Here is a 22,431-nt window from a genome sequence, read left to right on the forward strand (position 1 = left end):
TATTTTACACAAAATGAGGGGGGTAACACATGGCGGAAAACCGTGAGTTCTTTTATCGTAGGCTACATTCTCTATTAGGTGTCATACCGGTTGGGATATTCCTAATGCAGCACTTGGTTGTTAACTACTTTTCTACATATGGTCCAGATACATTCAATGCTGTTGCGCATTTCATGGAAAGCCTACCATTGCGTATAGGTTTAGAGATCTTCATCATCTTTTTACCTTTATTATTTCACGCAATTTATGGTGTGTATATCGCTTTTACGTCGTCTCCAAACAGTTTTAAGTTTGGATATTTCCGTAACTGGATGTTTGTATTCCAACGTATTACGGGGATTATCACATTAATATTTGTTGTATGGCACGTATGGGAAACACGCTTAGCTAATGCGATTTATGGAACTGAGATTAACTTTGACTTAATGGCAACTATTCTATCATCACCATTTATGTTTTGGTTTTATGTTATTGGTGTTATTTCAACAGTATTCCACTTCGCGAATGGCTTATGGTCATTCTTCGTAACTTGGGGTATTACGGTAACACCAAGATCACAAGTGATCTTAACGTACATTACAATTGGTGTATTTGCCATTTTCACTTACATGGGAATATCATCACTAATCGCGTTTGCATTTTAATTGAATCGGAATTATAAGGGAGTGAAACAACACAATGAGTAGTAACAAAAATGTCGTAATCGTTGGCGGTGGTTTAGCTGGCTTAATGGCTACTATTGAAGTTGCTCAAGCTGGTGTGCACGTCGACTTGATCTCACTAGTTCCGGTTAAACGCTCTCACTCCGTTTGTGCTCAAGGTGGTATTAACGGTGCTGTTAATACAAAAGGTGAGGGAGACTCACCATGGTTACACTTTGACGATACGGTATATGGAGGAGACTTCTTAGCGAACCAACCTCCAGTCAAAGATATGTGTGACAAAGCTCCAGGCATTATTCACATGTTAGAGCGTATGGGAGTTATGTTTAACCGTACACCTGAAGGTCTATTAGATTTCCGTCGCTTTGGTGGTACCCAACATCACCGTACAGCATATGCTGGTGCAACAACTGGACAGCAATTACTTTACGCGCTAGATGAACAAGTACGTCGCCAAGAAGCGAATGGTTTAGTAACAAAATATGAAGGTTGGGAATTCATCTCATCTGTTCTAGATGATGATGGACGTTCGCGAGGAATCATTGCACAAGATTTAACCACTCATGAAATGAGATCTTTTAAAGCTGATGCAGTGATTGTTGCAACTGGTGGACCTGGAATTATCTTTGGTAAATCAACGAACTCTGTTATTAACACAGGTTCTGCAGCATCAAGACTATATCAACAAGGTGCAGCGTATGCTAATGGAGAGTTCATTCAAATTCACCCAACAGCCATTCCAGGGGATGACAAGCTTCGCTTAATGAGTGAATCAGCTCGTGGTGAAGGTGGTCGTGTATGGACTTACAAAGACGGTAAGCCATGGTACTTCTTAGAAGAAAAATATCCGGCTTACGGTAACTTAGTGCCACGTGACATCGCAACACGTGAAATTTTCGATGTATGTGTAAACCAAAAGTTAGGTATTAACGGGGAAAACATGGTTTACCTCGATTTATCACACAAAGATCCTAAAGAGCTGGACGTTAAGCTTGGCGGTATTATTGAGATCTATGAAAAATTCGTTGGTGAAGATCCTCGTAAGGTACCAATGAAGATCTTCCCTGCCGTTCACTATTCTATGGGTGGACTATGGGTTGACTATGAACAAATGACAAGTATTCCTGGTGTTTTTGCAGCAGGTGAAGTAGATTACACAATTCACGGTGCAAACCGCTTAGGTGCTAACTCTCTATTATCCTGTATTTATGGTGGTATGGTTGCAGGACCGAATGCGGTTAATTATATTGAGGGCTTAGACGAACTAGCGGAAGATCAAACATCTTCTTTATTTGATGAAAAATTAAAAGAAGAAGAGAATAAGTTTGAAGAGTTAATGAACATGAACTCCGGTAGTGAAAACCCATACCAACTTCACCGTGAACTTGGTGAGTGGATGACGGATAATGTTACGGTTGTTCGTGATAATGAAAAATTACAGAAAACAGACGAGAAAATTGTTGAATTAATGAATCGTTGGAAAGACATCAACTTAGCTGATACATCTAGATGGAGTAACCAAAGTGTTATGTTTACACGTCAGCTACAGGATATGTTACAACTTGCACGCGTTGTTACACTTGGTGCTTATAACCGTAATGAAAGTCGTGGAGCTCACTACAAACCAGAGTTTCCTGAACGTAATGACGAAGAATGGTTAAAGACAACTAAAGCAACATTTAGTGCAGAGAAAAATGGTCCAGATATCACTTACGAAGATGTTGATACATCATTAATCGAACCTCGTAAGCGTGACTATTCTAAATCAAAATAAAAGGGGGTAGACAATCGTGGCGGAAGAGAATAAAACGATCAAAATGATTATACAGCGTCAGGACAGCCCGGATTCACAAACGTATGAGGAAGAATTCGAGCTTCCACATAGACGTAATATGAACGTTATTTCAGCTTTAATGGAGATTAGACGTAACCCAGTTAATGCAAAAGGTGAAGAAACAACACCTGTACATTGGGAAATGGGTTGTTTAGAAGAAGTTTGTGGAGCTTGCTCTATGAATATCAATGGTGTTCCAAGACAATCTTGTACAGCATTAGTCGATCAATTAGAACAACCAATTCGCTTAACACCAATGGACACATTCCCAGTTATTCGTGACTTAGCAGTTGATCGTAGCCGCATGTTTGACTCACTTAAGAAAGTTAAAGCATGGACACCAATTGATGGTACACATGATTTAGGACCCGGGGAAAGAATGCCTGAGTCCAAACGTCAATGGTCTTATGAACTGTCTAAATGTATGACATGTGGTGTTTGTCTAGAAGCTTGCCCTAACGTTAACAGTAAGTCAAACTTCATTGGACCTGCTGCTTTATCACAGGTTCGTTTACACAACTCAACTCCAAACGGTGAAATGCACAAGAGTGAACGCATGGACGCTGTAACAGGAGATGGAGGATTACAGAATTGCGGTAACTCACAAAACTGTGTCCAAGTTTGTCCTAAGGGTATCCCGCTAACAACATCGATTGCAGCACTTAACCGAGAAGCTACTGTTAATTCATTCAAGAGCTTCTTCGGCAGTGACTACAACTATTAATCCAAAATTATTCTTACCAAAAATAAGGGCTGGCATACTTGTCAGCCCTTTATTTTAAAATTTAATGAATGACTATTCATTCAACTTAAGAGGAGGTTAATCATGCGATTACCACAATATATTCAAGACGTAGATACTTGGAAATCTGATTTTTATTTTTACACACCGATTGAAATTCGTTTTTCTGAAACAGATATGTTTGGTCATATGAATAATGTATCACCTTTTATTTATTTTGAAGAAGCGCGAATTAAGTTTTTTAATGCAATTCAGCTGTTCGGTACACTAAATGAATCAAATGATAAAGTTCCAGTTGTTGGCGACCTGCAGTGCGATTTTTTTAAACAAGTGTATTTCGGTGACGAGCTAAAACTTCATGTGAAAGTGGCTGAGGTTGGAAACAGTTCAGTAGATATTCACTATATGGGTTTAAATCAACGTGACGAACTATGCATTACAGGAAGAGGTAAAGTGGTTCAAATTAATCCACAAACCGGAAAATCAACACCGTTCGAATCTGATCAGTTAAAAAAACTAGAAAATGGCTATAAAACTTTAAATAAGTAGTCTAATGTTGCGAACCAATTAGGGCGTGATTACATAAACTATCATGACTAAGTAATTCCTCATGTGGAACAAGTAGCTCACTCTTTAACAGAGGAGGGGTTACCGTTTGGATAGCAAAAAATATCGTCCTACCAATATATTGACAAAACGAGAAAGAGAAGTTTTTGAATTACTTGTGCAAGATAAAACGACGAAGGAAATAGCAGAACTACTATTCATCTCAGAAAAGACTGTGCGTAATCATATCTCAAACACCATTCAAAAATTACAAGTGAAGGGGCGTTCTCAAGCTGTAGTCGAGTTAATTAGACTTGGAGAAATTCAGCTTTGACTTGAACCGGCTGTTTTAAAAATAGCCGGTTCTTTTAAGCTTTTTAATAGATTTACTTGAATTTTTCCTAGAAAAGCGTGAAAATAGTACCATAAACAATTTTGAGGAGGAAATCCTGTGCAATCAACGATTGATGCTAAAACTATTGCTGAACTTGAAAAAAGCATTCGTTACATATCGCACATTATCAAGCAGCGCGGCCGTGAGATTCTTGACCATTATCCAATAACTCCACCGCAATTTGTCGCCTTACAATGGTTGAAGGACTCGGGTGATTTAACAATTGGAGAATTATCTAAGAAAATGTATTTAGCTTTTAGTACGACAACGGACTTAGTCGACCGTATGGAAAAAAGCAATTTAATTGAACGTATCAGAGACCCAAAAGATCGGCGCGTTGTACGAATACATTTATTAGATAAGGGAAAAGAGATTATTCACGAAGTCGTGGATAAACGCCAATTATATTTAAAAGAGGTCTTACAATCTTTTTCAGCGGAAGAAGTAGAATCGCTTCATGTGCTCATGTATAAGCTTTTTGATGAAATGAAACTACATGAGGATAATGCTAATCATCAAGAATCAAAGGAGAATTAACTTGGATAGACCTATAGGTGTCATCGACTCGGGTGTCGGTGGTTTAACGGTATTACATGAATTAAAACGTCAACTACCGAAAGAACGTTTTATATATTTAGGAGACACGCTAAGGTGCCCTTATGGCTCAAAAAGTGATCAAGAAGTTCAGCAATATACTTGGGAAATGGTACATTACTTAATACAATTTGATATTAAGGTACTTGTTGTAGCGTGTAACACGGCAACAGCATTGGTGTTAGATCAATTAAAAGAAAATTTATCGATTCCTGTCATTGGTGTTATAGAACCAGGCGCAAGAGCGGCTATTAAATCAACTGAGACGAACCATGTTGCTATAATCGGAACTGAAAATACGGTTAACAGCCAGGCGTATGATCTTGCTTTAAGGAATATAAAACCTAACATTAATACGACAAGTGTTTCTTGCCCTGAGTTTGTACCGTTAATTGAAAGTGGACGATTTGTTGAATCAGATGCAATTGATGTGGTGGAAAGAAGTTTGGCGTCCATTAAAGAAGTGTACGATATTGATACGTTAATTTTAGGTTGCACGCATTATCCAATCATCCAACCGTTAATTGAGCAAGTCGTTGGGGATCAAATGACCGTGCTATCATCAGCAATAGAGACAGGATCAGAAGTCAGCACAGTTTTAACTTTCTATAATCTTCATCAATCTCAGACAGTAGACGAAACTAGTTTAGAACCAGTCATATTAACAACTGGTAGTCTCCATGTCTTTGAACGGATTAAAGAAGAAATATTTCAACTTAAAAGCGCATCTTTAAAACAAATTTCATTAATTTGAACTTGGACTTATGCCCGACAAACTATGAGGTATAAGTTTTTTTGTGTTATACTTTGGTTTGTGTTTATAAAATAGGTAAACGTATAGACTAAATGTGCAATTATTTTATTTTTACTTTTATTCAGGAGGGCATTATATGCGTATTGACGGCCGTTCAGCCGAACAATTAAGGGACGTAGAAATTAAAACACAATTTACAAAACACCCTGAAGGATCTGTATTAATTACAGTTGGGGAAACGAAAGTTATATGTAATGCGAGTGTGGAAGAACGTGTTCCACCATTTATGAGAGGACAAAACAAAGGCTGGATTACAGCTGAATATGCAATGCTTCCGCGTGCGACAGAACAGCGCAATATCCGGGAGTCTTCGAAAGGCAAGGCATCCGGTAGAACAATGGAAATTCAACGGTTAATCGGAAGGGCCTTAAGAGCGGTCATTGACCTTGATGAGATTGGTGAGAGAACCATTTGGGTTGATTGTGATGTCATTCAAGCCGATGGCGGTACGAGAACGGCTTCTATTACAGGTGCTTTTGTGGCTGTTGCTTTGGCATGCCGTAAGCTTCTAGATGAGGAGAAAATCACAAAACTGCCGATCAAACATTTTATTGCGGCAACATCTGTTGGCGTTTCAAAAGATGGAGAAACTATTTTAGATCTCTGTTATGAAGAAGATTCTACGGCAGAGGTTGATATGAATATAGTGATGACAGATGAAAATGAATTTGTTGAGCTTCAAGGAACAGGTGAAGAGGCAACGTTCTCGCCTTCGCAGTTAAACGACATGATTCAACTATCTCAAAAAGGGATTCAAGAGCTTTTTGACTATCAACGCCAAGCAATTGGAGATACAGCCTCATTAATTAGTGAAGCCAAAGGGGAATAATCATGAAACAAATCTATGTGGCAACGACGAATAAAGGTAAAGTCGATGAATTTAAAAATATGTTTTCATCCTTAGATATTGAAATGGTTAGTCTCATGGAAGCTTTTGATGACGTTGAAGATGTAGAAGAGACAGGGACAACTTTTGAGGAGAACGCCAAATTAAAGGCTGAGACTTACTGTAAAACATATCAGGTCCCTGTCATGGCAGATGACTCAGGGCTAGTTGTTGATGCACTAAATGGTGAACCAGGCGTATATTCAGCTCGTTATGCTGGAGAAGCTAAAAATGATGATCAAAACATCATTAAATTATTGAATAATTTAGAAGGTCAAAGTCAACGTAACGCGGCATTTGTATCAGTCATTGCATACGCTAGACCTGGAAAAGATACAATCGTAGCCGAAGGACGTTGTGAAGGAGAAATTACTGAAAAACGTAAAGGAACAGAAGGGTTCGGATATGACCCTGTATTTGTGCCTGTTGGATATATCCAAACGATGGCAGAGCTAGGTTCTGAAGTAAAAAACCAAATTAGTCATCGAAAACGTGCACTAGATGAAATGCTTAAACAAATCAGACCTTTATTGTAAGGTATAATCAGAGTAATCCTCTGATTATACCCAATTAAATTCAAAACATGTGTTGACACATAAGGGCATCCTTTTATATAATAATTCTTGTCCGCAACAGATGAATCTTCATACATAATAATGTTAAATAAGTTAATATTGATTTGCGGGTGTAGTTTAGTGGTAAAACCTCAGCCTTCCAAGCTGATGTCGTGGGTTCGATTCCCATCACCCGCTCCATTTTTTTGATTAAGTCCCGGTAGCTCAGTAGGATAGAGCAACAGCCTTCTAAGCTGTGGGTCGCAGGTTCGAATCCTGCTCGGGACACCATATTAATCTATATGTCCATTTCCTTTATCCATAAGGAAATGGGCTTTTTTATATTTAAGTCCGATTTTAAATACAAAAAAACCTGACTTCCATATCCCAATTTCTCTTTTTATTAATAAGGCTATTTAAACACTATCTTATACTATATTTTCTTAAGTCCTTATAACTCGTCCATAGGGGATATGAAAGTCAGCTATATTCATCATTAAAGAAAATGCTATTGAAGTCAACAAAAATATCGAAATTGTGACATTATTTTCGATTTTTGTGCAAAAATTGGTATTCTATCCAGTGAGTTTTAAGTTCCTGCGGGTAAGTTCTGTCTCTCGTGGGTGAGTTTCGATCTGTATTAGGTGAGTTTTTGTTCTTCAGCGGGCGAGAATCGTACTTTAACGACTGAGTCTAGCTACATTTGCTCATACTACCTCTATCTTACCCAGTCATATATTGAAGTGATTTTGGATCAATGCCTCTGAGACGTAGTTCAGAAGCTAATAACCAAATAAATTTTTGTTCTAACTTTAAGTTCAGGGCTTTGATGTAAGCATCAATTAATTGATTATTGTCCAAATGATGCATATGAATCAGCTCCCTATGAATAAATTTAAGCGTTAATCGCTTTTTGTATGGTTTCAGAAAGTTTGTAAAAATATGGTTTGACAACAAAATCCTTGGCTCCACTATGAATGCAGTCCATCACAATTTGTTGTGATCCGAGTGACGAACACATAATAACTTTTGCATTCGAATCTCGCTTGATTATAGTCTTTAATGCGGTTATACCGTCCATCTCGTCCATTGTAATGTCTAAAAGTACTATATTCGGTTTATATTGTTGGTAAAGGTTGATCGCTTCTTTTCCGTTCTTCGCTTCAGCAACAACCTGGTGCCCGTGCTCTTCAACCATTTTTCGAATCCATTGCCTCATGAACAATGAATCATCTGCAATTAGTATGTTATACATAGACCTCAACCTCTTTGTTGTCATGATACCCGAATTTTTATTTATTTAACCAAAAAAGGTCAGTCCCGCCGAAAATCGAGACTGACCTTATTGACTCTAGTCTTCGGCGGCCCGGCGATCATAGTAATTAATACCTTAGACCCGTAGCTTTGCGTCCTTACTTTTCAGTAAGTTTGCCATTATCGGACATAAACCGACCTATTTAGTTACGACTATTGTACTAAATTTAAAGGCTCATGTGAAGAGTTTTGCTACAATTTTTATAATGTTATGCTATTGATGAGGTGATTATATGCAGGATGTAATCGAATTAGCATTACGTAGTTCAAAAGATGCATCTGAAATAAAGGAAATGAAACGTGTGAGTGGTGGCTCAATCAATGATAGTTTTTATGTACAAACAGAACAACATGAATACTTTATCAAGAGTCATACAAATCCGCCTGAGAATTTTTTTAAACTAGAAAAAGAGGGCCTTGAATACATTAAAAGTACTAAATCAATTCAAGTCCCAGAAGTTTATAGTTATTCAGATGAAATTGGTAAAGCTTATTTGGCATTAGAATGGATCGATGGCTCACCACAATCGAGTACGCAGCTAGAGTTAGGTCGTAATATTGCCAAAATGCATCAAGCCATGGGTGAAGGACATGGGTACCATGAACCAACTTATATAGGGATTATTATACAATCTAATCAAATGTATCGTGATTGGGTTGATTATTACCGAGAATGTAGATTGAAACGACAACTTCAAATAGGTGTTGATGAGCAGCATATCACTGGTAAAAGACGTGAACGCCTGGAGAGGGTCATAACTGATTTAGAAAAATGGATCCCCCAAGATATAAAACCTTCTTATTTGCACGGTGACTTATGGGCTGGTAATTGGATTTGTGATGCTAATGGTACTCCTTATGTGATTGATCCATCCTTTTTATTTGGAGACCGTCATTTAGACTTGGCGTTCACAGAGCTTTTTGGAGGATTTTCTGAGGATTTTTATAAGGCCTATGAACAAGAATATCCAATAGACCATTACTATGATGATGTAAAGGCTCTATATCAACTTTATTATCTTTTAGTTCATTTGAATATATTTGGTGAGGCTTATAGTGGTTCCGTTGATCGAGTGCTTAAATATTATGTTGGTGAATAGGGTTGATAGTTTCATAAAAAATTGGTTTAATAATATAGTGTTGGTCCCAGTAGCTCAGTAGGATAGAGCAACGGCCTCCTAAGCCGTAGGTCGGGAGTTCGAATCTCTCCTGGGACGTTAGCGAAACCCTTGTAAATTCAATGTTTGCAGGGGTTTTAATTTGGTTTAAGGATATAAAATTTTTGTGTGGGGACCATATTTAATTTTAAAGTTTTATTAAATAATTCGTGTAACTTGGTAATCATCCGATGAATCGATTGCTACGGTTGATTCTAGTGGATTGGTACAGTAGATGAATTAGCATCAACAGATGATAAAGTAACAAATACAGCAACGTGTTCAAGTAAATCCGATACGGCAACCATAACTGTATCGTAAGGAGGATACTCATGGCGAAATTAAGTGAATTAGTAAATGTTAATAGAGATACCATCAAGATACAAGGTGTTGATATTTCTATTATATTTACATTTATATCATTTCCATACGTAGAAGAAACATATGGAAAACCTGATGAAGTAACTATGTATGTATCTGTTGATGCAAAAGGAGCCTTATGATAACAGGCTCCTTAACTTTTATAACTGTAAAATAACCATATTTACCTTTTGTAAAAGAGTAAGGTTTTAAGGCTTCATGAAAAAAAGCTTTTTCACGTTTATGTTGTTGTGCCACTACAATCCTCTTTGTTAAAATGTATTATATGGTTAATTATCATAAAAGTGTTTCATTCGTGTATAAGTTAAAGCTTTTTCCCTATTTTACTTAAAGCTTTTAACTAGTGCATCTAAACTATCCCACGTTTGCGTGATACCTTCAAGCAGTCCCATATCCAATACTGCTTGAAGAGATTCTGCAGAATCGAATTCAGAACGGCTTATTAATTTAGTTTGACTTCCCAAATCGATGAATTCCATTGTGACCTCCGGAGAAGGCATGGAATCATTTATATTGCCTTCCTTATCTGAGAAATAATCGTTATAGACAATTATCTCTGGCTCAATAATTTCTTTATAAATGGTCTTGTTCCATGACTCCATTCCATATTCTTCTTGATTTTTATCTACACATTTCATGCAGTAATGCCATACGCCTCCTGGACGAAAGTCCAAGTTGCAAACCGGTAGTTCCCAACCATCTGTACTCCACCAGCGTTTTAAGTGCTCAGGTTCCTTAAATAATTGAAATAGTTGATCACGTGGCATATCATAAACACGCTCTAAAACAAGAAACCTTTCATTCTCTACTCTTGAAACCATATTGTTATTTGGCATGATTTTCCTCCTATTTTCATTCGTTTTTGTTCTTTTGTAATTCTTGTACATAATCGTCCAAGCTATCGAATCTCCTTTCCATGTCTTTTTGAAGGGAAGTTACCCAATAATTTAAAGCATGGAAGGGTTCGAGTCGCAACTTGTAATATCGACGATTAGCTTCTGGCTTCGATTCTACAATTCCATTGTTACTTAACACTTTTAAATGCTTTGATGCATGAGGCTGACTAACTTCCAATCGACTAGCAATTTCCCCCACAGTTAAAGGCTCATGGCGTAGCATTTCTACGATTGCCATCCTATTTGGTTCAGCCAATGCACCCAGCATAGACACATCCATGCCTGGAATTTCACCTGACATGTCGCTCACCTCATTCAATAAAATTCTATTTTTGTCATCGCATCCCCTTTCTAATAGTTGACTTAGTAATGTGATTTGAATATAACACAATTGGTATATAACTGTAAAGTTATATTGTGGATTAAAAAGGTTTTATGAGTAAGATATAATCAAAGATACAAGCATTTGAAGAAAAAATGAAAAATCAGCGGTTACAGCCTCCTAAGCCGTAGGTCGGGAGTTCGAATCTCTCCTGGGACGTTAAAAAAGCTCAACCTTATTGGGGTTGAGCTTTTTTTGGATATACCGTAATCATTTTATAAATGAACCATAGCCAAATGGCGAGTGAAACTAGAATTAAGCTATCTTGATTAATTAATTTGAACATTAAATAAACGATGATAGGAACCGTTAGAGCAAATGCTGTCATTTTCCATAACTGATGGAAGGCTAGCTTGCGACTTAACCAAGTTCTCATTAAATAAGCAATACCTGATAATCCTGTCACACTAATCGTTGTAATAAAAATCGTCAAAGCAGGATATAGGAATATGACTTGTATATAGACGACATCAGGGATGCTACCGTTAGCGTCTATAATGTTTAATACGAAATTAACAGCATCAGGTAAAAATAAGATGAAGAATAATAAATTGATATAAACAAGCGTATCTCTCATATTCATTCGATTTAATCGGAAGAGGGCTTGTTTATGAGGTAATTGAAAGCTATTCTTTAAAATGTTTATTATATTCACTTTTGGTTCCTCCGATTAAAAGAATACGGCTAATTCTTCTTCGATCGCTTTTTTGATTTTTTCAATAGCGTCTTCGGTCGATTTGCCGAAAACACGTTTACCATTAACTAGAGCGTACGGGCGAACCGCACAAAGACCGCAGAAGGAAAGACAGCTATTTTCGATGACTGCCACTTCTGGGTATTCTTCTTCAAGAATTTCCTCTAGATTAACTTGAGCTATTAAATTTCCATCACAAATCTCGACAACGACAAGTCCCATAGCTGCTTCCCTCCTTTATATTTCATTCTTCTCAAAACTGTTATTATATATGATTTGAAGTTAGTTTACAAGTGTTTTAAAAAATGGAGTTGTTATTTTAAATTTATTCTACGATGTAAAATTAAACAAAATCGTGTATGATAAGAGGTAGGTTACTAAATGAATATTTTGCCAAAGGATGTGATGATGTTTTTATGTTTTTAAATCAACGTTTATGGGTATGTTAATGAAACGAGTAATTTTAAAATGACGGGATGGATTTATTATGGAATTTGAACATCATGATGTCGTCATGTTCCCGGGCTGGAGGAAAGAGTTAGAGAGTAAGAGTTTTGAAGCGGTTAAACATAAAAATTATGAAGAAGCTTTATTACATATTGAACAGTTAGAGTCTTTTCGTGAAGCGTCTAATGATATTTTAACAGCAAAAGTGATTTGCTTAATTGAATTAAATCGTTATGAACAAGCCATTAGCTTATGCCGTAAGTTAATGAAAGAAGACGATGAGCATTACTACAAATACTTACATATTTATTTAACTATTTTATTCCAAACAAGCCAATACTCTGAATTAGTTGATTTATTAGATGAGATTAAAGAATCCTCTACAATCCCATGGGAATATGAAGATGCTTTTAAACAATTGTACGACATGAGCAAGCAATTTCAAAGTCAAGCGACAGAACAAGAGTCAGAAGATCATATGAATCATTTTCTTGACTCACTTGAGAATGGGAATTTTCAAGAACAATGGAAGTTACTATCCTTCCACCGTAACCATTCGATTAAACCTTATTTGGATCAACTGATACCATATTTGAGTGATTCTCAGTTAAATCCTGTGATTAAAACTGGAATTATTCAATGGTGCATGGAAGATGGTGTTGACCGAAAAGTAGAAGTCGAGAAATTTGGTCAAACGGATTGGGTAAGCCCCAATTCATTAAGAGATGTGCTTGAGACGGATTTTGCGATTAAAGGATTACGGGAATTAGAAGAAGTGGAACAATCTGACCCGACGCTTTATCAGTTTACAAAACAAATTTTGTTCCGTTATCTTTATATCAATTTTCCGTTCACACCTGAAATTGAACAATCTGAAGCGATTGCTCAGGCAGTACTTAATTTGGCGAAGCGTTATTTGAACTTGGATAGTCAAAATGAATACATAACGAAAGATTCTCAAAAATGGATGAACGAGATTGAACACTTAGAAAAAATCTATTTTTCACAGGTTGAAGATTAACAATTTCCTAGTATTAGATTATTGAACGGTGCAGTTTCTATGTTATAATATAGTGGTTGCATTATGCATGAATACTGATTAACTGTGTTCGCTACTTATCATTCAATAGAATAAATAGTTTTTGGAGGGAAGTTTTTTATGTCAGCGAAATGGGAAAAGAAAGAGGGCAATGAAGGTGTCTTAACATTTGAAGTAGACACTGATGAATTTGATCAAGCATTAGATCAAGCCTTCAAAAAAGTTGTAAAAGATGTACAAATCCCTGGTTTCCGTAAAGGGAAGGTACCTCGTAATATTTTTGAAAAGCGTTTTGGAGTAGAAGCGTTATACCAAGATGCTGTTGATATCGTACTACCTGATGCTTATATGAAAGCAGTTGAAGAATCGGGTATTACTCCTGTTGCTCAACCAGATGTAGATATCGAGCAAATTGAACAAGGTAAACCACTAATCTTCACAGCAACTGTAGCGGTTAAGCCTGAGGTAGAATTAGGCGAATATAGAGGTCTTGAAGTTGAAGAAAAAGACACATCAGTTACAGACGAAGAAGTGGAAGAAGAGCTTAAAAACCAACAAGAAAAACAAGCTGAGTTAGTTGTTAAAGAAGATGGCGGAATTGAAAATGGCGACACAGTCGTTATGGACTTCGAAGGATTTAAAGACGGAGAACCATTCGAAGGTGGTTCAGCTGAGAACCATTCATTAGAAATTGGTTCAGGTCAGTTTATTCCAGGATTTGAAGAACAACTTGTTGGCAAGAAAGCTGGCGAAGAAACAGAAGTTGTTGTGACATTCCCTGAAGATTATCAAGCTGAAGATCTTGCTGGCCAAGAAGCAACGTTTAAAGTTAAAATTCACGATATTAAAACAAAAGAACTACCTGAGTTAGATGATGAATTTGCTAAAGATGTTGACGAAGAAGTTGAAACGCTTGATGAATTAAGACAGAAAACTCGCGAGCGCCTAGAAGAAGAAAAAGCTAATGATGCTGACGTTGAAAAACGTGATTCACTAGTTAACCAAGCTTCTGATAACGCGGAAGTTGATATTCCACAAGCGATGGTTGATAGCGAATTAGATCGTATGGTTCAAGAATTTGAGCAACGCCTACAAATGCAAGGCTTAACATTAGATATGTACGCTCAATTCACTGGCCAAGACGAAAACGCCTTAAAAGAGCAAATGAAAGATGATGCTGAAAAACGCGTTCGCACAAACTTAACACTTGAAGCTATTTCTGAAGTTGAAAACTTAGAAATAACTGAAGAAGATATTGAAAAAGAATTAGAACAGCTTGCAACTCAGTACAATACAGATGTAGATAATCTAAAACAAATGCTAGGCGGCCAAACAGATATGCTTAAGGATGACCTTAAGATGAAGAAAGCAATAGACTTCCTAGTAGAAGAAAGCAAAACTGTATAATTTCTGAACAAAACAAGGCGCGTTTCTAACGTGCCTTGTTTTACAATTACGTTCTTATTTTCTAGAATTTATAATCTTAATTTGTACATAAGATGTGTAACATTTATAATTTAATGCATAAGATGGTTATAAGTTTTTCTTTTGACTAATTTAATTTTGAAGTACATAATGAGAATTACGGAATTGATTTAAACAAACAATAATACGACACCGTGATTAGATACAGATAAACTTTTTTATGGGGTGAAAGCATGTTTAAGTTTAACGAAGAAAAAGGGCAGCTTAAGTGCTCATTTTGTGGAAAAACGCAAGACCAAGTTCGAAAATTAGTAGCTGGACCAGGCGTTTATATATGTGATGAATGTATAGATCTTTGCACAGAAATCGTTGAAGAAGAATTAGGTTCAACGGAAACAGAGGAATTTAAAGAAGTTCCAAAACCAAAAGAGATTTGCGATATTTTAGATGATTATGTCATTGGTCAAGAACTGGCGAAGAAGTCTCTATCTGTCGCTGTTTACAACCACTATAAACGTGTAAACTCAATGGCAAATACAAATAAAAACGATGAAGTAGAAGTATCTAAAAGTAACATCCTACTTCTTGGGCCAACAGGTAGTGGTAAAACCTTATTAGCTCAAACATTAGCTCGTATTTTAAACGTACCATTCGCGATTGCAGATGCAACATCATTAACTGAAGCTGGTTATGTGGGTGAAGATGTTGAGAATATCTTATTAAAACTAATTCAAGCAGCTGATTATGATGTTGAAAAAGCAGAAAAAGGTATTATTTATATTGATGAGATCGATAAAGTGGCACGTAAATCTGAGAACCCATCGATTACACGTGATGTATCAGGTGAAGGTGTTCAGCAGGCCTTACTTAAAATCTTAGAAGGTGCTCAAGCAAGCGTACCGCCACAAGGTGGACGTAAGCATCCTCATCAAGAATTTATCCAAATCGATACAACGAATGTTCTGTTCATCGTTGGCGGTGCTTTCGATGGTATTGATACAATCGTTAAGCGTCGTTTAGGTGAAAAAGTAATCGGGTTTGGTGCAGAAGCTAAAAATGCTGAAGTTCAAGAAGAAGATCTTCTAACGAAGGTGTTACCTGAAGATTTACTTCGTTACGGATTAATTCCAGAGTTTATTGGTCGTTTACCGGTCATTGGAAGCTTAGAGCAATTAGACGAAGATGCATTAGTCGAAATTTTAACGCAACCAAAGAACGCATTAGTCAAACAATATCAGAAATTATTTGATATAGACGATGTGGAGTTAGAATTTGAAGAAGACGCATTAAGAGCCATTTCTAACAAAGCAATTGAACGTAAGACAGGTGCTCGTGGTTTACGCTCGATTATTGAAGGCATTATGTTAGATGTAATGTTCGACTTACCTTCTCGAGATGATATTGAGAAATGTATCATTACTGAAGACACGGTGAAACTTGAAAATGGTAAGCCGAAACTCGTTATGAAAGATGGTTCGGTCGTCGACCAAAACGAAGAAGAACCAAAAGAAAGTGCTTAAACGTTAAATAGTTGCCTGAGAAATAAACTCGCCTTCTTGGCGAGTTTATTTAATTTATATCATTAATATTGAACGTACATACTAAGGTAGGCACTGATTAATTTACAAGCGAATTGTAATTCTATATGATAAGAGTACGGAAAAAGTTGGAGGTGTTCATCATTGGGTAACGATAAACAAACAGACATCCCCCTCCTGCCATTACGTGGCGTAGTTGTATATCCATCACAGGTTATGCATTTAGATGTGGGACGAGATCAATCAGTAAAGGCACTAGAAGAAGCCATGATGAGAGATCATCATATTTTATTAGCAACTCAACGTGAAACATCTTTAGATACGCCTTCTAAAGATGATGTATATAAAACAGGTACCGTCGCTCATATTAAACAAATGGTTAACCTTCCGAACGGGACAAGACGTATTCTTGTAGAAGGGTTAAATCGAGCTGAAGTACAAGGTTTTACAAATGAAGATGAGTTTTTTGTGGTCTCATATGAGAATCTTGAAGAAGAGCACGGAGAAACTGTTGAAGAACAAGCCATGATGAGAATGCTAATGGAAGATTTTCAAGAGTTTACAAAAGTATCAAAGAAGCTGAATCAAGAAACGTTCGATTCGGTTAAAGACATAGAAGACCCTGGTCATTTAGCTGATATTATTAGCTCGCACTTATCATTAAAAATTCAACATAAACAACGTGTATTAGAAATTGTCCACGTTCCAGAACGTATTGATTATATTATGCAACTCATCACCAATGAAAAAGAAGTCTTATCCATGGAGAAAAAGATCGGCCAACGCGTCAAACACTCGATGGAACGTACTCAAAGAGAATATTACTTACGTGAGCAATTAAAGGCGATTCAAAAGGAGCTCGGTGAAAAAGACGGCAAAACAGGTGAAGTTGCGGAACTAAAAGAAAAGATTGAACAGGCTGATATGCCAGAGCGTATTGAAAATGTCGCTTACAAAGAATTAGACCGCTATGAAAAAGTTCCTCAATCGTCAGCTGAAAGCTCTGTGATCAGAAATTATATTGAATGGCTCGTATCATTACCTTGGACTGATGAGACGACGGATAATTTAGAGATTAATCGTGCAGAGCGTATTTTAAATGAAGATCATTATGGTTTAGATCAGGTGAAAGAGCGCGTGTTAGAGTATTTGTCTGTTCAAAAATTAACGGACTCTTTAAAAGGGCCTATTTTATGTTTAGTAGGACCTCCAGGTGTTGGTAAAACATCTCTTGCAAAATCAGTAGCGCGCGCGATAGGTCGTAATTTCGTTAGAGCATCATTAGGTGGTGTTCGTGATGAAGCGGAGATTAGAGGTCACCGCCGTACTTACGTTGGTGCGATGCCAGGCCGTGTCATTCAAGGAATGAAAAAAGCTGAAACGATTAACCCTGTATTTTTATTAGATGAAATTGATAAAATGGCTAGTGATTTCAGAGGTGACCCATCATCAGCCATGCTTGAAGTTTTAGATCCTGAGCAAAACCATTCTTACAGTGATCACTTTATTGAAGAACCTTATGATTTATCGAAGGTCATGTTTATTGCAACGGCTAACAATTTATCAACCATTCCTGGACCTTTATTAGATCGAATGGAAGTCATCACAATAGCTGGTTATACTGAGCTTGAAAAACTTCACATCTCTAAACAGCACCTTATTCCAAGGCAATTAAAAGAAAATGGTTTGTCAAAAGGTCAGCTGCAAATTAGAGATGATGCAATTTTGAAACTCATTCGTATGTATACGCGTGAGGCAGGCGTACGTAACTTGGAACGTCAATTTGCTTCCATTTGTCGTAAAGCCGCTAAAATCATTGTCTCAAGTGAACAAAAACGGGTCGTAATTACCGAAAAACGGTTAGAAGAACTGTTAGGAAAACCTCGTTTTCGTTATGGTCAAGCTGAAACCGATCATCAAATCGGAGCAGCGACAGGATTAGCATATACACAAGCTGGTGGAGACACGTTATCGATTGAAGTGTCATTATCTAAAGGGACAGGTAAGTTAACGTTAACCGGAAAATTAGGAGACGTCATGAAAGAATCAGCAAAAGCAGCGTTTAGCTACATTCGCTCAAGAACGGATGAGCTAAAAATTGAACCTGATTTTCATGAAAAATATGATGTCCATATTCATGTTCCTGAAGGTGCAACACCAAAAGACGGTCCATCTGCGGGTATAACAATGGCAACGGCCTTAGTATCTGCTTTAACGAATCGACCTGTTCGAAAGGAAGTAGGTATGACGGGTGAAATTACCTTACGTGGACGTGTGCTTCCGATTGGTGGCTTAAAAGAAAAGTCATTAAGTGCCCACCGAGCTGGACTGACAACTATTTTAATGCCAGCTGAGAATGAAAAGGATCTAGAAGAGATTCCAGATAGTATTAAAGAAGACTTGAATTTTGTCAAAGTTAAACACCTAGATGAAGTGTTGGATCAAGCTTTACTACCTCCTAATGAAGATGAATAATATAGAGGAGAATGAGTTATGAAGGTAAATCAAGCGGAGATTGTAATAAGTGCCGTAAGCAAACAGCAGTACCCCAATGAAGGCTTTCCCGAGATTGCATTGGCAGGGCGATCGAACGTTGGAAAATCGTCTTTTATTAACCGGATGATTCAGCGTAAAAATTTAGCTAGAACGTCTTCTAAACCAGGGAAAACCCAGACATTAAACTTTTATAAAATTAATGAGTCCTTTTATTTTGTCGATGTGCCGGGTTATGGTTATGCCAAAGTGTCTAAAACAGAGCGTGAAAAATGGGGACGTATGATGGAGGAGTATTTCCAGGAGCGAGATACATTAAAAGCGACCGTCCTGTTAATTGATATGCGTCACCCACCAACTGAAGATGATATTATTATGTATGATTTCTTAAAACATTTTGATTCACCTGTTTTAGTGATTGCAACCAAACTAGATAAAGTCAAAAAGGGTAAACGCGATCAGCATATTAAAATTATTAAAGAGGAGTTGGAATTAGAAGAAGAGGATCATCTTATTCCATTCTCCGCTGAGACAGGTGAAGGTAAAGATCAAGCTTGGAAACATTTAAGACAATATATATAAATTAAAGCTGGGACCTAATTGATTTTAGTCCCAGCTTTAATTTTTAGACCAATATTTTTGTGTTTTAGACCCAAATTTTATACGTTCAGACCTTTTTTCTGATCTTATGGTCGTGAATATTGTCGAAAGTGTATTAAAAAATATTTTTTCAGACCTTTTTTACTTTTTAAAGATTAAAAACCCACCAATTAAGATTAATATAGCAGGCCAAAACCTCTCAAGATGATAAAAGGCGTAATCAAACCAATAAAACCAACTTGGCATGGCAATCGTTGTAATCGCTAAAAATGAAATAATTAAAAAGATAATTCCAACCATCATCCCTTGGTTTGTTTTCTGCGATTTTAATAAAAATGCAAACCCAATGATTAACGTATACATTCCCCAATGATCAATCCACTGTGCAGAATGTTCGAGTGCATGAAAATGAATGCCTAACCCAAGTAAAATGACCCCAGGGAAGATACTTTCATGCTGCTTATTACCATATCCGTTGAATAAAAAGGCAATTCCTAATATGATAAGTATGGTTGGCCATGTGTCGAAACGAGATAAGAATGGAATCGAATATTGTTGTAATAAAAAATAAATTCCAATACCAATTAGAATAATTCCTAGAAAAGATTTTTGTTGCTTCATGTACTCCGCTCCCAAAACAGTATTCTTGAAGGTTCCTTAACCATGTGTTAATCTAATAATGGTTATTAATAATAATTCTAATTTAATATTATCACAAATTTTCATATTATGTTCATGATTGTTGACGTAATAAAATCCATTTAATTGGTATAATAACATTATAAAGTATTGTACGCATAGATAAGGGGTGAAGGGGTATGCATGTCTTAGTCGTCAGTTTAAACTATCGGACAGCCCCAGTAGACATTAGGGAAAACTTAGCTTTCAAAGAAGACCATGTTGGTGAAGCCATGGTCGCTTTGAACCATGAAAAAAGTATTCTTGAAAATGTAATAGTTTCAACTTGTAATCGCACGGAAATATACGTAGTGGCGGACCAGTTACATACTGGGCGTTATTATGTTAAACGATTTATGGCTAACTGGTTCTCTGTCGAGGTGGATCACGTTACGGACCATGTGGAAATTTACGAAGATAAAGATGCCATTCAGCACCTTTTCCGTGTATCGGCAGGACTAGATTCCATGGTTTTAGGTGAAACCCAAATTCTTGGCCAAGTTAAAAATGCTTTCGAAGTCGCGCAAGAACAAGATGCATCAGGTCTAATCTTTAATCAGTTGTTTAAGCAAGCAATTACAAGTGCTAAACGTGGTCATAAGGATACAGATATTGGTGAACACGCGGTTTCTATTAGTTATGCAGCTGTTGAATTATCGAAAACCATTTTTGGACAACTTCAAAATCAGCACGTTCTAATTCTAGGTGCTGGTAAAATGGGTGAACTAGCAGTTGAAAACTTACATGGAAGTGGTGTGAGCCAAATTACTGTGGTCAACAGAACGCTATCTAAGGCAGAAGAATTAGCTTCTAGATTTAATGGTCAAGCTAAGTCATTAGAAAAGTTCGAAGAGGTATTACAAGAAGCTGATATTCTGATTACATCAGCTGGGACAGATGACTATGTTTTATCTAAAGACCAAATGGCTTCATTATTAAAAAAACGTAACGGAAAGCCGCTTTTCCTAGTAGATATTGCCGTACCACGAAATCTAGATCCGGCAATTGATCAACTTGAGAATGTCTTCTTATATGATATTGATGATTTACAAGGTATTGTTGATCAAAATTTATCGGAGCGTCAAAAGGCAGCTGCTCAGATTGAAACGATGATTGAAGCGGAAATGGACGAATTTGAAGAATGGTTAACCACATTAGGCGTCGTTCCAATCATCTCAGCGTTACGTAAAAAGGCTCTATCCATTCAAGAGGAAACCATGGCATCTATTGAAAGAAAAATGCCTGATTTAACGGCACGTGAACGAAAAGTGTTAAATAAGCACACAAAAAGTATTATTAATCAAATGTTGAAAGAGCCAATTTTACAGGCAAAAGAAATGGCTGGAGAAGAGCATGCAGATGATATGCTTAAACTATTTATTCGCGTCTTTGGCATAGATGATGAAGTGAAAGAAGAATTAGAACAACAAAGTCAAAAACATCAAAGTCAAGAGAAAGTCAGCTATTCTCATCCTGTAGCAGGTTTAATTCAGGCAATTCAACACCGTTAATAAATAAGGGGAAACTCCTATGAGTGCCTTTGAAGATTTTCATATATATGAGTTAATCGTTATTCTGTATGGTCTCAGTTTAATGATGTACTTCTATGATTTTGTCAAACAAGACCGGAAGGCCAATCAAATGGCCTTCTGGTTACTTTTATTGGTTTGGTTTTTACAGACCATTTTTTTATTTAGAGAGATTTACGTATCAGGAACATTACCGATTTTAAGTATAACGGAAGGCTTATATTTTTATGCTTGGCTGATTTTACTTGTATCTGTCGTCGTTAATTACTTTTACAGAGTAGACTTCTTAGTATTTGTCATGAATGTCATTGGGTTTATTATTATGTTAATTTTCCTAGTGTCACATTTAAATCAAGCGGATACAACATTTGGAACACAGTTTATGAGTGAAATGTTGTTAGCTCATATCGTATTAGCCTTTTTGTCGTATACACTTTTTACTATATCTTTTGCTTTTTCAATCTTATATTTATTACAATTTAAGATGTTGAAGGAAAAGAAATGGGGACGAACCATTAAACGTTTAGGCCAGTTAGGTCAATTAGAAGATTTATCTTTTTTATTAATGATTCTCTCAGCTCCGTTACTGTTTATTTCGTTAGTTTTAGGGGTAATATGGGCATATACAGCACAAGAATTATTTTACTGGATTGATCCGAAAACAATTGGGTCATTCATTGTTTTGATTATATACAGTGTCATTATTTATAGAAGAGCGACTAAACGTACAGTGGGAAAAGATTTAGCTATATTGAATTCAATGGCTTTTTCGATTTTATTTTTAAACTATTTCCTATTTACACTACTTTCAAATTTCCATTTTAATTAGGAG

25 protein-coding genes, 3 tRNA genes and 1 riboswitch are annotated in these 22,431 nt (G+C 36.6%); of the genes, 21 read left to right on the forward strand and 7 right to left on the reverse strand.

Going from position 1 to position 22,431, the window contains the following annotated elements; translation table 11 throughout:
* The first annotated feature begins 29 nt into the window (after positions 1–29).
* The 11 genes from EDC24_RS01485 to EDC24_RS01535 all read left to right on the forward strand — a co-directional run bounded on the left by EDC24_RS01485 (position 30) and on the right by EDC24_RS01535 (position 7,317).
* Positions 30–644 (forward strand): succinate dehydrogenase cytochrome b558 subunit, encoded by a 615-nt coding sequence (locus tag EDC24_RS01485; RefSeq protein ID WP_124219096.1) that lies wholly within the window; start codon positions 30–32, stop codon positions 642–644.
* Between the two features lie 34 nt (positions 645–678).
* Positions 679–2,436 (forward strand): succinate dehydrogenase flavoprotein subunit, encoded by a 1,758-nt coding sequence (gene sdhA / locus EDC24_RS01490; protein WP_124219097.1) that lies wholly within the window; start codon positions 679–681, stop codon positions 2,434–2,436.
* A gap of 16 nt (positions 2,437–2,452) precedes the next feature.
* Positions 2,453–3,220, forward strand: a complete 768-nt coding sequence (gene sdhB, locus EDC24_RS01495) for a succinate dehydrogenase iron-sulfur subunit (protein WP_425455169.1) — start codon at positions 2,453–2,455, stop codon at positions 3,218–3,220.
* Positions 3,221–3,322: 102 nt separating this feature from the next.
* Positions 3,323–3,787, forward strand: a complete 465-nt coding sequence (locus EDC24_RS01500) for an acyl-CoA thioesterase (protein ID WP_124219099.1) — start codon at positions 3,323–3,325, stop codon at positions 3,785–3,787.
* 106 nt (positions 3,788–3,893) lie between these two features.
* Complete coding sequence (locus tag EDC24_RS01505; protein WP_124219100.1) at positions 3,894–4,118, forward strand: helix-turn-helix domain-containing protein; 225 nt, start codon at positions 3,894–3,896, stop codon at positions 4,116–4,118.
* Positions 4,119–4,235: 117 nt separating this feature from the next.
* Positions 4,236–4,715: a MarR family winged helix-turn-helix transcriptional regulator gene (locus EDC24_RS01510; RefSeq protein ID WP_124219101.1), complete on the forward strand. Its 480-nt coding sequence runs from the start codon at positions 4,236–4,238 to the stop codon at positions 4,713–4,715.
* The gene (gene racE, locus EDC24_RS01515) at positions 4,684–5,526 is read left to right on the forward strand and encodes a glutamate racemase (RefSeq protein ID WP_425455170.1); all 843 of its coding nucleotides are present in this window, start codon (positions 4,684–4,686) and stop codon (positions 5,524–5,526) included. The genes EDC24_RS01510 and racE overlap by 32 nt, the downstream gene beginning before the upstream one ends.
* 136 nt (positions 5,527–5,662) lie before the next feature.
* On the forward strand, positions 5,663–6,415 hold the full coding sequence (gene rph, locus EDC24_RS01520; protein ID WP_124219103.1) for a ribonuclease PH: 753 nt from the start codon (positions 5,663–5,665) through the stop codon (positions 6,413–6,415).
* A gap of 2 nt (positions 6,416–6,417) precedes the next feature.
* On the forward strand, positions 6,418–7,008 hold the full coding sequence (locus EDC24_RS01525) for an XTP/dITP diphosphatase (RefSeq protein WP_124219105.1): 591 nt from the start codon (positions 6,418–6,420) through the stop codon (positions 7,006–7,008).
* Between the two features lie 145 nt (positions 7,009–7,153).
* Positions 7,154–7,227: transfer RNA gene (locus EDC24_RS01530), tRNA-Gly, on the forward strand.
* A gap of 13 nt (positions 7,228–7,240) precedes the next feature.
* Positions 7,241–7,317, forward strand: a tRNA-Arg gene (locus EDC24_RS01535).
* 432 nt (positions 7,318–7,749) lie between these two features.
* Here EDC24_RS01535 and sda read toward each other — a convergent pair.
* Positions 7,750–7,896, reverse strand: a complete 147-nt coding sequence (gene sda / locus EDC24_RS01540; protein WP_124219107.1) for a sporulation histidine kinase inhibitor Sda — start codon at positions 7,894–7,896, stop codon at positions 7,750–7,752.
* Between the two features lie 25 nt (positions 7,897–7,921).
* Positions 7,922–8,281, reverse strand: a complete 360-nt coding sequence (locus EDC24_RS01545) for a response regulator (RefSeq protein ID WP_124219109.1) — start codon at positions 8,279–8,281, stop codon at positions 7,922–7,924.
* Positions 8,282–8,383: 102 nt separating this feature from the next.
* A riboswitch (cyclic di-GMP riboswitch) is annotated at positions 8,384–8,469 on the reverse strand.
* A 104-nt stretch (positions 8,470–8,573) separates the two neighbouring features.
* Between EDC24_RS01545 and EDC24_RS01550 the strand changes: the two genes are divergently transcribed.
* The 3 genes from EDC24_RS01550 (at position 8,574) to EDC24_RS15085 (ending at position 10,000) form a co-directional block, all read left to right on the forward strand.
* A complete protein-coding gene (locus EDC24_RS01550) occupies positions 8,574–9,440 on the forward strand; it encodes a fructosamine kinase family protein (protein ID WP_124219111.1) in 867 nt (288 codons plus the stop codon).
* Between the two features lie 43 nt (positions 9,441–9,483).
* Positions 9,484–9,557 (forward strand) — tRNA-Arg (locus tag EDC24_RS01555).
* 272 nt (positions 9,558–9,829) lie between these two features.
* Complete coding sequence (locus EDC24_RS15085; protein ID WP_170158428.1) at positions 9,830–10,000, forward strand: hypothetical protein; 171 nt, start codon at positions 9,830–9,832, stop codon at positions 9,998–10,000.
* Positions 10,001–10,201: 201 nt separating this feature from the next.
* Here EDC24_RS15085 and EDC24_RS01560 read toward each other — a convergent pair whose 3' ends face one another.
* The 4 genes from EDC24_RS01560 to EDC24_RS01575 all read right to left on the reverse strand — a co-directional run bounded on the left by EDC24_RS01560 (position 10,202) and on the right by EDC24_RS01575 (position 12,072).
* Positions 10,202–10,714 (reverse strand): SRPBCC domain-containing protein, encoded by a 513-nt coding sequence (locus EDC24_RS01560; protein WP_124219113.1) that lies wholly within the window; start codon positions 10,712–10,714, stop codon positions 10,202–10,204.
* A gap of 16 nt (positions 10,715–10,730) precedes the next feature.
* On the reverse strand, positions 10,731–11,075 hold the full coding sequence (locus EDC24_RS01565; protein ID WP_124219115.1) for an ArsR/SmtB family transcription factor: 345 nt from the start codon (positions 11,073–11,075) through the stop codon (positions 10,731–10,733).
* Between the two features lie 256 nt (positions 11,076–11,331).
* Positions 11,332–11,811, reverse strand: a complete 480-nt coding sequence (locus tag EDC24_RS01570; RefSeq protein ID WP_124219117.1) for a DUF1189 family protein — start codon at positions 11,809–11,811, stop codon at positions 11,332–11,334.
* Between the two features lie 15 nt (positions 11,812–11,826).
* Positions 11,827–12,072, reverse strand: a complete 246-nt coding sequence (locus EDC24_RS01575) for a DUF1450 domain-containing protein (protein ID WP_124219119.1) — start codon at positions 12,070–12,072, stop codon at positions 11,827–11,829.
* A gap of 265 nt (positions 12,073–12,337) precedes the next feature.
* On the opposite strand from EDC24_RS01575, the gene EDC24_RS01580 reads away from it, so the two are divergent.
* The 5 genes from EDC24_RS01580 to yihA all read left to right on the forward strand — a co-directional run bounded on the left by EDC24_RS01580 (position 12,338) and on the right by yihA (position 19,374).
* Positions 12,338–13,318, forward strand: coding sequence for a tetratricopeptide repeat protein (locus EDC24_RS01580; RefSeq protein ID WP_124219121.1), 981 nt, complete (start codon positions 12,338–12,340; stop codon positions 13,316–13,318).
* A gap of 138 nt (positions 13,319–13,456) precedes the next feature.
* Positions 13,457–14,743, forward strand: coding sequence for a trigger factor (tig, locus tag EDC24_RS01585; protein WP_124219123.1), 1,287 nt, complete (start codon positions 13,457–13,459; stop codon positions 14,741–14,743).
* A 251-nt stretch (positions 14,744–14,994) separates the two neighbouring features.
* Entirely contained in the window at positions 14,995–16,281 is a 1,287-nt protein-coding gene (gene clpX, locus EDC24_RS01590; protein WP_124219125.1) for an ATP-dependent protease ATP-binding subunit ClpX, read from the forward strand.
* A 162-nt stretch (positions 16,282–16,443) separates the two neighbouring features.
* Entirely contained in the window at positions 16,444–18,774 is a 2,331-nt protein-coding gene (gene lon, locus EDC24_RS01595) for an endopeptidase La (protein ID WP_124219127.1), read from the forward strand.
* Positions 18,775–18,792: 18 nt separating this feature from the next.
* Complete coding sequence (gene yihA, locus EDC24_RS01600; protein WP_124219128.1) at positions 18,793–19,374, forward strand: ribosome biogenesis GTP-binding protein YihA/YsxC; 582 nt, start codon at positions 18,793–18,795, stop codon at positions 19,372–19,374.
* Between the two features lie 159 nt (positions 19,375–19,533).
* Here the strand turns inward: yihA and EDC24_RS01605 are convergent, their stop codons facing one another.
* Positions 19,534–20,013: a LiaI-LiaF-like domain-containing protein gene (locus EDC24_RS01605; protein WP_124219131.1), complete on the reverse strand. Its 480-nt coding sequence runs from the start codon at positions 20,011–20,013 to the stop codon at positions 19,534–19,536.
* A 197-nt stretch (positions 20,014–20,210) separates the two neighbouring features.
* Here EDC24_RS01605 and hemA point away from each other — a divergent pair, with 197 nt between their 5' ends.
* Positions 20,211–21,581: a glutamyl-tRNA reductase gene (hemA, locus tag EDC24_RS01610; protein WP_124219133.1), complete on the forward strand. Its 1,371-nt coding sequence runs from the start codon at positions 20,211–20,213 to the stop codon at positions 21,579–21,581.
* A gap of 19 nt (positions 21,582–21,600) precedes the next feature.
* Positions 21,601–22,428, forward strand: a complete 828-nt coding sequence (locus tag EDC24_RS01615) for a cytochrome C assembly family protein (protein WP_124219135.1) — start codon at positions 21,601–21,603, stop codon at positions 22,426–22,428.
* The last annotated feature ends 3 nt before the right edge of the window (positions 22,429–22,431 follow it).

This window comes from Aquisalibacillus elongatus (assembly GCF_003843875.1).
GTDB classification, from domain to species: domain Bacteria; phylum Bacillota; class Bacilli; order Bacillales; family Alkalibacillaceae; genus Aquisalibacillus; species Aquisalibacillus elongatus.